Origin of the sequence: Massilia pseudoviolaceinigra, from assembly GCF_030846505.1 — a bacterium.
Taxonomy (GTDB): domain Bacteria; phylum Pseudomonadota; class Gammaproteobacteria; order Burkholderiales; family Burkholderiaceae_D; genus Telluria_A; species Telluria_A violaceinigra.
Window position 1 is genome coordinate 213284 of the sequence record NZ_JAVCWL010000007.1, and the last position, 15537, is coordinate 228820.

Consider the following 15537-nt stretch of genomic DNA (forward strand, 5'->3'; position numbering starts at 1 on the left):
CCCTTGAGGAGAGAGCGTGTCGGCCCTTGCAGCAGGTATTGTCGGCGCCGTCGCCGCCTGGTTCGCCGTGCGCTGGATCGGCGCGCGCCTGCGCACCGGCGCCGGCGACGGCACCCTGGAGTTCGCGCCCTTCATGGAGCGGCTGGGCATCCTGCAATTGCTGGGGGTGGCCGTGCTGGTCTGGGTCGCGCTGTCGCGCGAGCACGACAGTTACACCGCCCTGATCGCGCTGACAGTAGCGCTGGCCATCGGCGGCGTGTACTGCCTGTGCGAAGGCATCATGACGCGCGGCAAGGTCGACGATGCCGGCATCCTGTTCATCACCCCCTGGGGCGGCAAGCGTCACGAGCTGTGGCGCGACCTGCGCAGCGTGCACTACCGCGCGTACTGCGGCATGTACGTGCTGAAATTTCGCAGCGGCAGCGTGATTCGCCTGTCGGTGCTGCTCAGCGGCCACGGCGCCGTCCTCCAGCACTTGCGCGCGCGAGGCTACCATGTCTGAACTGGCCCACCTGCGGCTGATGGCCGGGTACAACGCCTGGATGAACCAGAAATTGTACGCCGCCGCAGCTACCCTCCCGGCCCACGAACTGGCGGCCGAGCGCGGCGCCTTTTTCGGCTCGCTGCTCGGCACGCTGAATCATCTGGTGGCGGGCGACACCATCTGGCTGCGCCGCTTCGCGACCCATCCGGCGCGCTTTGCCGCGCTCGAACCGGTGCTGGCGCTGGCGCCCCCCAGCGCGCTGGACGCCATCCACAGCGACGACCTGGCCGTGCTGGCAGCGCACCGGCGCATGCTCGATGCCATGATCAGCGCCTGGAGCGCGCAGCTGAGCGACGTCGACCTGGAGCATGTGCTGCACTACGCCAGCACCAAAGGCATTGCGTCGCAGAAGCGCTTCGGCGATTTGCTGCTGCATTTTTTCAATCACCAGACCCATCACCGCGGACAGGCCAGCACCTTGCTGTCGCAGGCCGGCGCCGACCTCGGCGTGACCGACCTGCTGATGCTTATTGAGAACGTGGAAGAGCAGACGGCGCCGCCCGGGATAGCCTGACTCCGCCGGCGTCGGCCATCCGGCCGCCCTCGGCCCGCACGGTGTGGTTCCTCAGCGAGCGCACCATCTGGTTGTACGAGTCCACCAGGGCCGCCGTCAGCACCTTGCCCTGAGGCGTCCTGGTATAGCCGCCCGCCCCCGCAAAGCCCCCATTGAAAAAGCCGCCCGCCGCGCCGAAGCGCCAGTAGCTGGCGCTGCCTTGCGCCGCCGCCAGCTCGGCGCCCGAACGGTTGTCGGTCAATACCAGCAGGGTGGACGGATGCAGGGCGACCTCGTGCAGCGAACCGATGCGTCCGGCCGCAGCGTCGTCGCCGAAGCTGAGCGAGGGCGTGGCCGTATAGTCGGACGTGGTTAGTGTGCGTTCACTGATGCTAGGGGTGTGCTGTGCCAGGGTGAAGCAGTTCGACGACTTGACCATCAGGCGCAGCAGCGGCATGGGACCGGGCAGGTCGGCGTCGCTGCCGGAGCGGTTGCGCCCGGGCTGGCGCTCCGGTTCGACCAGGGTGAGCGTGCCGAGCGAGCGCGGGCAATGCTCCAGCTGGCTGTTGGGTGATTTGATGCTGTCTGGCGGCGGCGGCGGCTTGCTGGCGCAGCCGGCCAGGGCCATGACTGTCAAAGCGATGAGCACGGCGGGGTTTGGGCCTGGCGTCATGGCGGTGTCCTTTGCGTGAAGTTGAACGGAAACTTCACACATTGTAACGATGCAATTCGGCAAGTAACTTGCCTATAGTCAACTGCATCCCAACACGCGCCAAATACCACAGTGCGCTCCCGCAGACGCGGGCGCGGCGCTTAGTTGGTCCTTGCCGCGGGCTGCGCCGCCGCATCGCCCGCCAGGCTGGGGTTGTACAGCTGGCTGTCCGCAATCGTGTTGTGGCCGGTATGCGGCACATCGATATAGCGCGCCACGCCCGGCTTGAAGCGCGTCAGCAGCAGTTGCGAACTGGCGCGCGGGATGATCTCGTCATTCGCGGCCGCGATGATGGTGGTGGGCGCGTTCACGCTGGCGGCGTACACGCCCGACTCGAATTTGTCTTTCAGGAGCCGCGTCACGGGAAACCACGGAAACTGCAGCGCGGCGATGCCGACGATGCTGTCGTAGGGCGTGACCAGCACCAGCCGCGCCACCGGACGCGCGCTTGCGATGTGCACCGCCACGCCGCTGCCCAGGCTGCGCCCGATCACGGTCACCTGCGGATGGCTTGCCTTGACCATGTCGAACAGGGCCAGCCCGTCGGCGAACAGCGCCGCCTCGGTGGGAGTGCCGGTACTGCCGCCGTAACCGCGGTAATGCAGCAGGTACAGCGCCTGCCCGGGAAAGGTGTCCGACAGCGACGGCAGGTTGGCCGAAACATCTTCCGCATTGCCGCCCAGGTAAATCACCGCGCGCGGCCCGGTCTCTGGCCGCACCGTCACGTCCAGCACGGCGCCCCCCACGGGCAGCTGGATCAGCGAGCCGGGCGCCGTGAAACGGCGCGGCTGGGGGAAATAGATCAGCGAGCGCTGGGCGAAGTACAGGCCGACGCAAGCGACGATGTACAACGCAAGCGCCGCAAGAATCGAACCAATCACCATGCGCATCGCGCTCTCCTTATTGCATCAACTCTTTGATCATCTTCACCGGCGCGCTGCCGTAGCCGAGGAACTGCTCGTGGAACTGCTTCAGATCGAACTTCGGTCCGAGCGCCTGCTTGCGCTGCTCGCGCAGGTCCATGATTTCGCTGTAGCCGCTGAAATAGCTGGTCAGCTGCACCGAGCTGACCTTGGCGCGGTGCCACTTCTCGCTTGCCTCGCTGCGCGTCTGGAAGGCCTGGCGCGTGAGCATGTCCATCGCATCGGCTTCATTCATGCCCAGCACGTGCACGCTGTAATCGAGGATCGTGTTGGTGACCACGCGCAGATTCCACTTCGAGTACATCAGCCACATTTCCGGCGTATTGTCGCCGTAGCCCGATTCGAGCATCATGCGCTCGCCGTACACCGCCCAGCCCTCGATCATGGCGCCGTTACCGAACAGCGACTTGATCAGGGACGGCGACTTGTTGGCGTACACCAGCTGCGCGTAGTGGCCCGGAATGGCTTCGTGGATGTTCAGGATCTGCAAGATCCAGTGGTTGTATTCGCGCAGGGTGCTCTCGGCCTGCTCGGGCGACATGCCGTCGAGCGGGGTGACGTTGTAGAAGGTGCGGTCCTTCGGGCGATACGGACCGGGCGCGTCGATGCTGGCGCCGGCCACGCCGCGCTGGTACAGCGGCGTTTCGCGCACCACCAGCGGCTTTTTCGGATCGAGCGTGAGCAGGTTGTTCTTGACCACCCAGTCCTGCAGCAGCGGGATCTGGCGCCGGATCTCGGGGAAGAACTCTTCGCGCGAGACGTGCCTGGCCGACAGCGTGTCGATCACCATGCCGATTTTTTTGGTGCGGTCGGCCGGCTTGGCGGCGCTGCCCATGGTCTTGGTCCACAGCTCGTCCGACAGCGTGTCCATGCGCGTGAGCAGCTGCTCGCGCGCCGCCAGCGCTTTCTGGTACATCTGTTCGGCGCTCACGCCGGCCTGGATGTCGTGGCCGAACTTCTGTTCGTACAGCGCCTTGCCGATGCGGAACGAGCGCGCACTCTTGTTGGCCTGCTGGGCTTTATCGAGGTCGGTGAGGAAGTTGACGTAGCCGATCAGGGCATCGCCGGCGGCCGCGATGCGGCGCGCGAACAGGTCTTTTTCAGCCTGGTTCAGCATCGATTCCTGCGCCGCCTTGCCCAGGTCCGCCAGCACCGTCATCGTGCCCGGCGCCTGCTGCAAGGCCAGCTGCGTGTGTTCGTGGGTGGGGTTGACGATGCTCGCCTGCGCCGCCTGGTAGTAGGCCGGCACGTTGGCCAGGCGCTTGAGCAGGGTGCGCAGGCGCTGCGACTTGGCCGCGTATTCGGAACCGAGAATCAGGTCGATCGGGCCGGCGATGTTGTACAGCGCCGGGTTCCACTCGAACTCGCGCAGGGTGGTCAGGTAAAAGCGGTCGGCATTGAGCTTGTTGACCAGCAGGACGTGGTCGGTGCGCTGCTTGACCGAGAGCTGGCGCACGTCGAGCTTGGCCAGCTTTTGCAGCCACTCGTCGGCGAACGCCAGTTGCGCCGCGCGCGTGGCCGCGCTCGGAATGGTGAGGTTGGCGGCGCCATCGTATTTGCCGGAATAGATCGCGCTTTCCGGATCGATGCGCCACAGCGCGCCGAGGAACTGCATGCTGACGGTATTGAAGCGGCGGTCCTGCGAGCGCTCGGCGCCGGCGGCCGGCGCGCTGACAGCGGCTGCCGCGGCGACCGGTGCGGCGATGGCTACGGCCTTGGATGGCTTGACTGGTTTGGCGGCTTTCACCGGCTTGGTGATTTTTGCCTTGGACTGTTTTTTCGGCTTGGCAGCGCCTGCGGGCGCCAGCGCGAAGCACGTCATGAAAACAGCCAGTGCAATTTTAGTCTTGATCATTGTGATTGGCCTTGTAGTTACAGAAGCGGGGGCAGCCGCAAGCATGCGGCGGGCGCCAGATTAGCATCAATCGCCCCGCCGGGGCGCCTTTGTCACAAATGGAAACGGCTGGGACTCAGACGGCGCGGCCGGAGCGCAGCATATCCTGGTGGAGTCCATTGATACGGGCTGCGACGTCGTCCCCGTTGGCGATGTTGGTCTCGCTGATTTCGCTGCCCTTGGTGAAGCGATGCCCGATGCGCACCGAATAGGAGCGTGTGCTCCAGCTCCAGAAGCCCGGGATGAAGGTGGCGCTGTCCACGTCACGCCACAGGACGCCGTGGCGGCCCTTGTTCCACGGCAGTACGCCTGAATAGAGCCAGACACCGGTATCGTCGTAGTACAGCTGCACGCTGCGCAGCAGCAGGATGCGGTAGCCGATAAACAGGGCCGAGCCAACGAACACTACCAGGGCCGAGATGGTGCCGATCTCAAATGCGAGTGGCAGCGCCACGCCGAACAGCACGAGGGCCAGCAGGCCAACGCGGGCGTAGGCAAACCAGGACTTGACACCGAGGAGGGTTGCACCTGACGCGGCATTGGATGCGGTTTCTTCTTCCATGGCTTCAATTCAATATTGGTTGATAAAAACGCATGATGTCATGGAATTGCGCCGGACGCTACTACAAGCTTGCATAGCGTTACCGTAGCCCGTCCTGCAGCATGCGCAGCATATCCCCTGGGGACATGCGCGCCGACACATCGCTGCCTTCGAGCAGGCTGTCGGCCAGGTCGCGCTTGTGCTTGTGCAGCTCGACGATGCCTTCCTCGATGGTATGGCGCGCCACCAGCCGGTAAATGGTCACCGGCCGCTGCTGCCCCATGCGGTGCGCGCGGTCCGAGGCCTGGTCTTCCACCGCCGGGTTCCACCACGGGTCCATATGAATCACATAATCGGCCGCCGTCAGGTTGATGCCGACCCCGCCCGCCTTGAGGCTGATCAGGAACACATCGCCATCGCCGGCCTGGAACGCATCGACCCGCTTCTTACGCTCCTGCATCGGGGTCGCGCCATCCAGATACTGGTACTTGATCCCGCGTTCGTCGAGGTGCTTGCGGATCAGGCTCAGATGATCGACGAACTGGCTGAACACCAGCACCTTGTGGCGGTTGTCGAGCAGCTCGTCGAGCAGGCGCGCGAACACAGTGAGCTTACTGCTTTGCAGGCCCAGTTCCGGCGCCACCAGCGCCGGATTGCAGCAGGCGCGGCGCAGCTTCATCATCTCGGCCAGGATCTGGATCGACTTCTGGCTCTCGGGCGCTTCGAGCGCGGCCAGCTTGGCGATGGCGTCGCGCCGCAGCGACTCGTACAGCGCCGTTTCTTCCTCGGTCAGGTCGACCGGCAGCACGATTTCGGTACGCGGCGGCAGTTCCGACAATACCTGCGCCTTGGTGCGGCGCAGGATGAACGGCTGGATCAAGCGCCGCAGCCGCAGGCGCGCGCCGGCTTCGGCCCGCTTGTCCTGGGCCCGTTCGATCGGACCGGCAAAGCGCAGGTTGAACTGGTCGCTGGTGCCGAGCAAGCCCGGATTGATGAAGCGGAACAGGTTCCACAACTCGCCCAAATGATTTTCCAGCGGCGTGCCGGTGGCCACCATGCGGAACTCGCCCTGCAGCGCCATCACGGCCTGCGAACGCTTGGTCGCGGTATTCTTGATCGCCTGCGCTTCATCGAGCACGATGCTGGTCCAGCGCACCTTGGCGAACGCCGGCGCTTCCAGCTGCAGCAGGCCGTAACTGGCGATCACCAGGTCGAACGGCCCGGTCTCGGCCAGCATGGCGGCGCGGTCGCCGCTGCCGAACAGCTTGACGTTGAGCGTCGGCGCAAAGCGCGCCGCTTCGCTGATCCAGTTCATGCATACTGACGTCGGCGCGATCACCAGCGCCGGACCTTGCGGCGCGCGCGACAGCAGCAGGGCCAGCGCCTGCAGCGTTTTTCCGAGGCCCATGTCGTCGGCAAGGCAGGCGCCCACGCCCCAGTGAGCCAGGCGCGCCAGCCACTCGAAGCCCTCGACCTGGTAGTCGCGCAGTTCGGCTTGCAGAGTGCTCGGCAAGCGCGGCACGAAGGCCGCGTTCTGTTCCATGTGCGCCAGGTGGTCGCGCCAACCCTTGTCGGTGTCGACGCTGCCCGCATCCTGCGCCAGGTCTTCCAGCGCGAAGCTGGCCAGCGCATGCACCTTGATTCCGTCCGCGCTCGGGGTGCCGAAGGCCGACAGCTCCATCAGGCGCCGGTGCAGCTCGGACGTCAAGGCCATGAACTGGTTGTCGCCCAGCGCCACGAAGCGGCTGCCGTTCTCCCTGAGCATATCGAGCAGGGTGCGCAAGTCCATGATGCGGTTTTCGTCGACCTGCACTTCGCCGCTGGCGGCGAACCAGTCCTTGTCGCGCTTGATCGAGAGGCGCACCGACTTCGAATCGGCTTTTTTCGCGAGGCGAAACGGTTCACCCTCGGGCCAGGCCAGCAGCACCTTCGCCGGGTCGAGCTCCTGCAGTTCGGCCAGCAGTTCCAGGCACTCGATGGGGTTCGCCAGCAGCCATTCGCCATGGTCCGATTCGGACTGCTCCAGCACGTGCAGCGCACCGACCAGCTGGCGTTCGGCCTCGCGTTCGGCGTTCAGGTTGCGCCGCGCTTCCACGCGCGCGCCCGCCACCTCGGCGATCACGCTCTCGGCGCCCGAGCCGGGCGGATAGTAGGCGCCGGCGTCCGGCAGGGGGCGCACCAGCACCTGCATCTTCAGGCCATGCTGGTAAGGAAGCAGGTGCACGTGCAGGCGGCTGTCGGCCTCCACCTGCGCGATGTCGGCCGCGCTGCCGCCGATGTCCGACTGCACCGTGACGATCGACGAAATCGCGCCGATCGCCTTGAGCACCTGTTTTTCCGCGTGCAGCGGCACCACCAGCCCATTGCCGACGATGGCGCCGATGCGGCGGTGCTCGTCGCTGATGCGCACCACCCGCAGGCGGGTCGGCGTTTCGCGCGTGACGCACACGTCGTCGGTGTTATCCAGAATTGGCGGCTGCAGGGTGATCGTCACATTGCCGACGCGCGCCTTGATCATCAGTTCCGGCTCGCCCGGCAGCAGTTCCACGCGCGTGCCGGGTGCGTCGATCCAGAACAGCAGCGGGTGGCCGATCAGCGCCGCCACCGCCTTGTCCATGTCGAATTCGTAGCGCACCCCGCCGCCGCTGTAGTATTTATAGGCGTTCAGGGTCGCCACCACGTGCAGGTCTTGCGAGGTGAGGAAGTCGAAACTGGCCGCGTCTTCCGACAGGCGCTTCAATCCCATGGCGCGGCCGCGGCTCCAGCCGCCCTGGGCGTCGCGTTTCTGTTCGCGCGGTTCGATGTCCTGCACGCCGTACAGCGGATCGAAGCGCAGGCCCCATACCAGGCGCGCTTCCTTGACCACTTCCACATTCACCGCCGGCTGCAGGTTGATCAGCGCATTGAGCTGGCGCTCCCACGGCTCCTCGCGCTCGAACCAGCCGCACATGTCGGCAAAGCGCAGGCGCTGGCGCAGGGCGATCGCTTCCTGTTCGCGCGAAACGGCGCCGATGCGCCCCAGCAGGGCGCCCAGCTGCGCCGCCACCAGATCGAAACCGCCCTCGGCCGCCTGCGTCATCATCTGTTCGAGCTGGGCGCGCTTGTCGTCCAGCTGCGGCAGCGCCAGCCAGTAATGCAGCAGCGCGCGGAACATGAACGGCTGCAGCGCGCTTTCCCAGCTGCGCGTGGGCAGCACCGCCGCATCGACCGTGCCGCCGCGGATCTGGCGCAGCATGTTCAGTTGCTGGTAGACCGCCGTATCGTGGCTTTGCACGGTGCGCGTGACGATGTCGAGATAGGCCTCGGCCAGCTTGTGATGTTTCGGATCGGGGCTGCGCAGCAGCGCCAGCACGTACAGGTGGCCGCCGATGCCGGGGAAGGTCATCTTGCGTTTGCCGGTTTCGCGCCGCAGCGACTTGAGCGCCTGGTCGAATCCGGCCAGCGCTTCGGCGTGGTGCTCGCGCAGCAGCAGGATCACGCTGCGGTAGAACAGCGCCATCGCATCGTCCATGTCGTGCAGCAGGTTCGAGGCGTCGTCCAGGCGGCCGCACAGGATCAGGTGTTCGGCCATGACGACACGCAGGCCCATCGAGCAGGCGCCCTGCGCCAGGTGGCGTTCGGCGAACACGCGCAACTGCGGCGCGCTGGCCGGTTCGCGCTGGGCGTTCTCCATCAGCACCCGCAGCACCTCATCGCGCAGTTGCGGGTGGATGCGCGCGAACAGCTCCGGCTCGAATGGGCGCGCGCAGATATCGACCAGCGGGTGCAGGTAGCCCGCCTCGTGGCAGTTCATGCAGGCCGCCAGCAGCGGCGCCACCAGCGCCGGACCCTGGCCGCTGGCCAGCGCGATGCGCAGCAGCGCCACGCCCTGGCGGTAGCTGCGCAGGATGGCGAAGCCTTCCCAGTTGCGGCGCAGCGGGGTCAGGTTGTCGTAGGCGGCGGCCAGCGGGCCGAATTGGCCGGCGTCGAGCGCCGCGCTCAGTGCCGGCCAGGTGACTTCGGGCGTGACGATCCAGCCGCGGTGCTGCAGCTCGCCCGCCATGCCGAGCGCGCGCAGCGATTCCATCGCCTCGACCATGCCGTCGTTACTGACCGTGATGCCCGCGCTGGCCAGATGCTCCTGGAGGCGGATGCGGCCCATCGGTTCACCCGCCATCGCCAGCATGGCGGCGATACTTTTTTCGAGCAGGCCCAGTTGCGCGAACCGGGCCCGCATCGTCGTTGCGTCTTGCTCGCTCATGCAACTCCGGGCAAATTGTCGATCGCCACCACGGCCGGCTGGCCGGGCGAGACCAGGCCGAAAATGCGCAGGTAAAAATACAGCTCCGCTTCGAGCGTGCGCACGATGCTGTCGGCCTTGCGAAAGCCATGCCCTTCGCCCTCCAGCGTCATGTAGGCCACCGGCACGCCGGCCGCGCGCAGGGCGCTCACCATCACCTCGGACTGCTGCGGCGGCACGACTTTATCGTCCAGGCCCTGGAAGAAGATCATCGGGCGCGTCAGCTTGTCGGTGTGGTTGATCGGTGAACGCAGCAGATACAGCGTTTCCGATTCCGGCTTTGGTGCGATCAGGTACTCGTTGTAGTGCGACTCGAACTTGTGCGAGTCGTCGTCCAGCCCCTTCAGGTCCGACACGCCGTAGTAGCTGGCGCCGGCCTTGAACACATCGTGGAAGGTGAGGGCGCACAGGGTGGTCAGGCCGCCGGCGCTGCTGCCGCGGATGACCAGGCGCTCCGGATCGACCACGCCGCGCGTGGCCAGGTAATGCGCGCCGGCCACGCAATCGTCGACATCGACCACGCCCCACTGGCCCTTGAGGGCGTCGCGGTAGGCGCGGCCGAAGCCGCTGCTGCCGCCGTAGTTCACGTCCAGCACCGCGAAGCCGCGGCTGGTCCAGTACTGCGTGGCCAGCTTGAGGGTGCTGGAAGCCATGCCGGTCGGGCCGCCATGGCCGATCACCATCAGCGGCGGTTTTTCCGTCGCATCGGGCGTGACGCCGGCGTTGCAGGGCGGGTAGTAGAAGGCATGCGCGGTGCGCTGGCCATTGCCGCCGCTGGCGTAGGTGATGCTCTCCGGGACCGACAGATAGCCGTCGGCCGGCAGGTCGGTGATCGAGCGCGCCAGCACGTGGGGCCGGGCGCTGGCCAGATCAAAATGCGCCAGTTCCAGTGGAATGGTGGGCGAGCCGCCCAGGATCAGCGCCGCGCCGCCGCCCACGCGCAGCTCGCGGATTTCCTCGTACGGGTTGGTGATCGGGGCCAGCTTGCCGGTCTCGGGGGAGAGCTGGGCCAGCCGGCTCACGCCGTTTTCGATATAGGTGCAGATGATCTCGCCGTCGCTGCGAAAGCCGTACATCGACACCGCGAAGGTCCAGTGCGGCGTGCCGAATTCGGCGGCGCGCTCGCACAGGGGCTGCACGCTGCCGGCGGCCAGGCGGTACAGGTTCCACCATCCGCTGCGGTCCGACACGAAATGGAGCACGCCGGCCGGGGCCCACTCGGGCTGGCAGACCGCTTCCCCGGGGCCGCCGGCGACCAGGGTGGCGGGGGCCAGCGAGCCGTCCGGGTTGACCTGGGCCAGCCACAGTTCGGTGCCCTGCCACGGCATGCGCGGATGGTCCCAGCTCAGCCAGGCCAGCGCGCGGCCGTCCGGCGACAGGCGCGGAGCGGCGTAAAAGTCGCTGCCGTGGGCCAGGATCGTCTCTGTTCCGTCGGCGTCAATTGCGCACAGGGTATTGACCGGCTGGGCGCCGGGGACGGCATGGTCCTCGCGCACGACGATCAGGCGATTTCGCGCCGCATCCCGCGCAAAGTCGGCGTAGCGCGCGCTGCCCGGACGCGTTATCGCCTGCGGCGTCTGGCCGGGGTAGATCGCGTAAATACAGTTGTCGGCGAAGTTCGAGAAATATACCGTGCCCGCCGCCACCAGGTAGGCACCGCCGCCGTATTCGTGCACGCGGCTGCGCACATTGAACGGGGCCGGCGTCAGTTCGACCAGCTCGGCCCCGCGCTGGCGCAGCAGGGTGGTGCGCCCGCCCTCGCTCGCGCGCCCGGCCAGCCAGTAAGCGTCGAGGCCATCGGCCTGCGGCTGCGACAGCGGGGTGGCGCCGGCGGCCACGGTGGCGGCGCTGATAGGGGAAGGCCAGAGGCCGAAAGGGGCGCTCTGCGGGCTGGTCGAAGCTGTCATGGGGATTCACTGGGTTGGCGGTGGTATGGCATGATAGATAATACCCCGGCCCCGTGCAAATGGCGGTGCGCGGCGTGCGGCGCGGGAATGCGATAATAGCGCCTTTCTTCAAGCTTTCGACTCTCTCCCATGCCCCAATTCGCCCCGCTCCAGAACGACACATTCCTGCGCGCGCTGCTGCGCCAACCGACTGATTACACCCCTGTGTGGCTGATGCGTCAGGCGGGGCGCTACCTGCCGGAATACCGCGCCACGCGCGAGCGGGCCGGCTCCTTCCTGGGCCTGGCCAAGAACCCCGATTACGCCACCGAAGTGACCCTGCAGCCGATCGACCGCTATCCGCTGGACGCCTCGATCCTGTTCTCGGACATCCTCACCGTCCCTGACGCGATGGGCCTGGGCCTGTACTTCGTCGATGGCGAAGGCCCCAAGTTCGAGCGTCCGCTGCGCACCGAGGCCGACGTCATGGCCCTGCGCGCGCCCGACCTGGACTCGCTCGACTACGTTTTCAAGGCGGTTACCCAGATCCGCGGCGCCTTGAATGGCCGCGTGCCGCTGATCGGCTTTTCCGGCAGTCCGTGGACCCTGGCCTGCTATATGGTCGAAGGCGGCGGCTCCAAGGAATTCCACACCATCAAAAAGATGCTGTACAACCGCCCGGACCTGATGTACCACATCCTGTCGACCAATGCCAGCGCGGTGGCGGCCTACCTGAACGCCCAGATCGACGCCGGCGCCCAGGCCGTGATGATCTTCGACTCCTGGGGCGGCGCGCTGGCCGACGGCGCCTACCAGACCTTCTCGCTGCAGTACATGCAGCAGGTGATGAGCCAGCTCAAGCGCGAGAAAGACGGCGTGCGCATCCCGGCGGTGGTCTTCACCAAGGGCGGCGGCCTGTGGCTCGACCAGATCGCCGACATCGGCGCCGACGCGGTCGGCCTGGACTGGACCGTCAACCTGGGCCGCGCGCGCGCGCTGGTCGGCCACAAGGTGGCGCTGCAGGGCAACCTCGACCCGGCGATCCTGTTCGCCAGCCCGGAACAGATCCGCGCCGAAGTCGAGCGTACCCTGACCAGCTACGGCAAGCCGTCCGACGGCTCAGGTCACGTGTTCAACCTCGGTCATGGCATCTCGCAGTTCACCCCGCCGGAGTCGGTCAGCGCCATGGTCGAGGCGGTCCACAGCTTCAGCCGCCAGCAACGCGCCGGCCTGTAGTCTGGCTACAGCGATGCCACCCTGACAAGGTGGTTTCGCTACCCCGCAGAAGCTGTTTTCTAAACGACAATATCCCACTTATTCACAATTTTCCAAAACACCCCTGATTAAAAAGAAGGCGGCGCGGAAAAGTTTCAGATACTTGCAAGTGGTTGATTTTTAAAGAGTTTTAAAATTTTCCTGTCGAGCCGCACAGCCCGGATGTGGACAAGATACAGAGGGAAAACGCGGTTTTTCCAGCATTGTCCACAAAGTTATCAACAGGCTGTGTGGATAAAAAGGAAAACTCCCGCGTTTACCGCGACTTAGCGAATATGTGAAGGTTTTACATGAAGTGTTTGCTGCACTGCATGATGGCGCAGGACTGTGTCGGCAGGGCAAATTTGTGGTTTCCGGAAGTCACTTTGGCGACCTTCCCAGGCTCGCCGCCGGCTGTGCTTATCCATAGCGCCAGGCTGGCCAGACGACTACATTTTGCTGCCCTGCCGACTCACTTATGCACAGAACGCCGGTAAAACATGGTTTTCCCGGTCTCCCAAGGCGATTTTTTCAAGTGGTTGATTTAAAAGGATTAAATTTCTTTGATTTTCAGTTGTTAGGCTCATCTATTGTGCAAGCACAAAGCTTTTGGCCTCGCACAAATTGTTTGTCCACAAAGTTGTCCACAAGCTGAAGCAGCTTGAAACGATGTCCTGGACATCCATGACGATCCTCTTTTTGACACCCGCTGACCCCGACCGACACCGACCCTGATGGCGTACTGCATCCTCAACATCGCGCTCGACACGCCGCTCACCAGCTGCTTCGATTACCGCTGGCCGTGCGCCGCCGGCGAGGAGCCGCTGGTGGGGCAGCTGGCGCTGGTCAGCTTCGGCCGCCGCGAGGTAGTCGGGCTCATCGTCGCTGTCAAACACGACACCGACGTCCCGGCCGATAAGCTCAAAGATGCGCTGGGCGTGCGCAGCCAGCTCTCTCCCCTGTCGCCGCAATGGATCGCGCTGGCGGCGTTTGCCGCCGACTACTATCAGCGCCCGCTCGGCGAAGTGGCCTTGCCCGGGCTGCCCAAGAACCTGCGCGTGCTCACCACCGTGGCGCTGGACCGCGCCCTGAAAAAGCTGGCCAAGAGCGCGCCGGTGCACGACCACACCCCGCTCGACATGCCGGTGCTGAACGGCGCGCAGCAGGAAGCGGCCGACGCCATTGGCGGCGCGCAGGGCTTCACCCCGATCCTGCTATACGGCGTGACCGGCAGCGGCAAGACCGAAGTCTATCTGCAGGCCTGTGCCCAGGTGCTGGCGCGCGAAGAGGGCGGCCAGATCCTGATCCTGGTCCCCGAGATCAACCTCACGCCGCAGCTGGAAGGGAACATCCGTGCGCGTTTTCCCGGCGTGATGCTGGCCACCTTGCACAGCAGCCTGTCCGAGGGCGAGCGCATGCTGCACTGGCTGGCCGCGCACCAGGGGCAGGCCCGCATCATCCTCGGCACGCGCCTGGCGATTTTGGCGTCGCTGCCGCATTTGAAGCTGATCGTCATCGACGAAGAGCACGACCCCTCGTACAAACAGCAGGAAGGGCTGCGCTACTCCGCGCGCGACCTGGCGGTGTGGCGCGCGCGCCAATTGAAGATTCCGATCGTGCTCGGATCGGCCACGCCCTCGCTCGAGAGCTGGCACCACGCCGGCTCCGGGCGCTATCGCAAGCTCGAACTGCGCGAGCGCGCCGTCAAGGATGCGGTGCTGCCGCGCGTGAAGCTGCTCGACATGGAGCGCGACAAACCGGTCGACGGCATCACCTCCTACCTGACGGCCGCGCTGCGCCAGCGCCTGGAGCGCGGTGAACAATCGCTGCTGTTCCTGAACCGGCGTGGTTACGCGCCCGTGATCTGCTGCGAATCGTGCGGCTGGATCAGCAACTGCACGCGCTGCACCTCCTTCATGGTGCTGCACAAGCCGGAGCACCGGCTGCGCTGCCACCACTGCAGCCTGGAGCTGCGCATCCCGCGCCACTGCCCGACCTGCGGCAATGTCGACCTGCAGCCGCTCGGGCGCGGCACCCAGCGCGTGGAAGAAGGCTTGCAGCAGGTTTTTCCGCAGGCGCGCATCTTGCGTATCGACGCCGACTCCACGCGCCTGAAGGGCAGTGCGCAGGCCGCGTTCGACACGGTGCACCGGGGCGAAGTCGATATCCTGATCGGCACCCAGATGGTCGCCAAGGGGCACGACTTCAAGAAACTGACGCTGGTGGGGATTCTCAATCCCGACACGGCGCTGTTCTCGCAGGATTACCGGGCCAGCGAGCGCCTGTTCGCGCAGCTGATGCAAGTGGCGGGGCGGGCGGGGAGGGCGGCGCGCACGGAAGGCGGCAGCGTGAGCGAAGTGCTGATCCAGACGCGTTACGCCAGCCATCCGCTGTATTCGGCGGTGGTGAACCACGACTACGACCGTTTCGCCACCGATTTGCTGGCCGAGCGGCGCCAGGCGGCGTTGCCGCCGTATCTGTACCAGGCGCTGTTGCGGGCCGAGGCGCCCGAGCTGGAAACGGCGATCGGCTTTCTGGAGAGTGCGCGCGACGCGCTGGCATTTCACGGCATCACCTTGAACGACCCGATTCCGATGACGATGACGCGGGTGCACAACGTCGACCGTGCGCAGCTGCTGGTTGAAAGTCCCTCGCGGCCGGCGCTGCAAGCCTTCCTCAAAGAATGGCTGGCCCTGCTGCGCGCCATGAAAAGCCGCGTCAAATGGTCGCTCGAAGTCGACCCCCTCGACATCTGAAGCAATAGTTTCCTAACCGGGGTCAGAGCTCTGACTAGCAATAAAATCCCAACCAGAAAGATAATTGGTGTCAAAAAACAAGCAAACCACCACCGGGGTCAGAGCTCTGACTAGCAATAAAAATGGTGCCGGTCAGCCATTGGTGGGCTTCTCACAACGGTTTCGTTCGCTTAACTCCCTTTAGACAACTTATGGCCGTCGATTGGCTCAATACATCAGTCGTCCAGGTCGGTTCCGCAACTAATTGCTAGTCAA

At 65.4% G+C, this 15537-nt stretch carries 10 protein-coding genes; 4 read left to right on the top strand and 6 right to left on the bottom strand.

The annotated features are described in order from the left end of the window. Positions 1 to 16: 16 nt before the first annotated feature. Together RBA40_RS09400 and RBA40_RS09405 are read left to right on the top strand one after the other, a co-directional pair. Positions 17 to 502, top strand: a complete 486-nt coding sequence (locus RBA40_RS09400; protein ID WP_306647661.1) for a hypothetical protein — start codon at positions 17 to 19, stop codon at positions 500 to 502. Then, positions 495 to 1058 carry a DinB family protein gene (locus RBA40_RS09405; protein WP_306647662.1) on the top strand — a complete coding sequence of 188 codons (564 nt, stop codon included), beginning with the start codon at positions 495 to 497 and terminating at the stop codon, positions 1056 to 1058. Before RBA40_RS09400 ends, RBA40_RS09405 begins: the two co-directional genes overlap by 8 nt. Here RBA40_RS09405 and RBA40_RS09410 read toward each other — a convergent pair. The 6 genes from RBA40_RS09410 to RBA40_RS09435 all read right to left on the bottom strand — a co-directional run bounded on the left by RBA40_RS09410 (position 1012) and on the right by RBA40_RS09435 (position 11293). Continuing rightward, entirely contained in the window at positions 1012 to 1710 is a 699-nt protein-coding gene (locus tag RBA40_RS09410; RefSeq protein ID WP_306647663.1) for a hypothetical protein, read from the bottom strand. The two genes, RBA40_RS09405 and RBA40_RS09410, sit on opposite strands and share 47 nt — an antisense overlap. 140 nt (positions 1711 to 1850) lie before the next feature. Beyond that, positions 1851 to 2639, bottom strand: coding sequence for an alpha/beta hydrolase (locus RBA40_RS09415; RefSeq protein WP_306647664.1), 789 nt, complete (start codon positions 2637 to 2639; stop codon positions 1851 to 1853). Positions 2640 to 2649: 10 nt separating this feature from the next. Then, positions 2650 to 4527, bottom strand: coding sequence for a DUF885 domain-containing protein (locus RBA40_RS09420; RefSeq protein ID WP_306647665.1), 1878 nt, complete (start codon positions 4525 to 4527; stop codon positions 2650 to 2652). 115 nt (positions 4528 to 4642) lie between these two features. Beyond that, entirely contained in the window at positions 4643 to 5128 is a 486-nt protein-coding gene (locus tag RBA40_RS09425) for a hypothetical protein (protein WP_306647666.1), read from the bottom strand. Between the two features lie 79 nt (positions 5129 to 5207). Continuing rightward, complete coding sequence (locus RBA40_RS09430) at positions 5208 to 9347, bottom strand: DEAD/DEAH box helicase (RefSeq protein WP_306647667.1); 4140 nt, start codon at positions 9345 to 9347, stop codon at positions 5208 to 5210. Beyond that, positions 9344 to 11293, bottom strand: coding sequence for a S9 family peptidase (locus tag RBA40_RS09435; RefSeq protein WP_306647668.1), 1950 nt, complete (start codon positions 11291 to 11293; stop codon positions 9344 to 9346). The genes RBA40_RS09430 and RBA40_RS09435 overlap by 4 nt, the downstream gene beginning before the upstream one ends. 129 nt (positions 11294 to 11422) lie before the next feature. Here RBA40_RS09435 and hemE point away from each other — a divergent pair, with 129 nt between their 5' ends. Continuing rightward, positions 11423 to 12508, top strand: coding sequence for a uroporphyrinogen decarboxylase (gene hemE / locus RBA40_RS09440; protein WP_306647669.1), 1086 nt, complete (start codon positions 11423 to 11425; stop codon positions 12506 to 12508). Positions 12509 to 13260: 752 nt separating this feature from the next. After that, the gene (locus RBA40_RS09445) at positions 13261 to 15282 is read left to right on the top strand and encodes a primosomal protein N' (RefSeq protein WP_306647670.1); all 2022 of its coding nucleotides are present in this window, start codon (positions 13261 to 13263) and stop codon (positions 15280 to 15282) included. Positions 15283 to 15537 lie beyond the last annotated feature (255 nt).

What these genes read in the sequence shown, in the direction of transcription:
- RBA40_RS09405 (WP_306647662.1), top strand. Translation starts at nt 495, where the DNA reads ATGTCTGAACTGGCCCACCTGCGGCTGATGGCCGGGTACAACGCCTGG.
- RBA40_RS09410 (WP_306647663.1), bottom strand. Translation starts at nt 1,710, where the DNA reads ATGACGCCAGGCCCAAACCCCGCCGTGCTCATCGCTTTGACAGTCATG.
- RBA40_RS09415 (WP_306647664.1), bottom strand. Translation starts at nt 2,639, where the DNA reads ATGCGCATGGTGATTGGTTCGATTCTTGCGGCGCTTGCGTTGTACATC.
- RBA40_RS09420 (WP_306647665.1), bottom strand. Translation starts at nt 4,527, where the DNA reads ATGATCAAGACTAAAATTGCACTGGCTGTTTTCATGACGTGCTTCGCG.
- RBA40_RS09425 (WP_306647666.1), bottom strand. Translation starts at nt 5,128, where the DNA reads ATGGAAGAAGAAACCGCATCCAATGCCGCGTCAGGTGCAACCCTCCTC.
- RBA40_RS09430 (WP_306647667.1), bottom strand. Translation starts at nt 9,347, where the DNA reads ATGAGCGAGCAAGACGCAACGACGATGCGGGCCCGGTTCGCGCAACTG.
- RBA40_RS09435 (WP_306647668.1), bottom strand. Translation starts at nt 11,293, where the DNA reads ATGACAGCTTCGACCAGCCCGCAGAGCGCCCCTTTCGGCCTCTGGCCT.
- hemE (WP_306647669.1), top strand. Translation starts at nt 11,423, where the DNA reads ATGCCCCAATTCGCCCCGCTCCAGAACGACACATTCCTGCGCGCGCTG.
- RBA40_RS09445 (WP_306647670.1), top strand. Translation starts at nt 13,261, where the DNA reads ATGGCGTACTGCATCCTCAACATCGCGCTCGACACGCCGCTCACCAGC.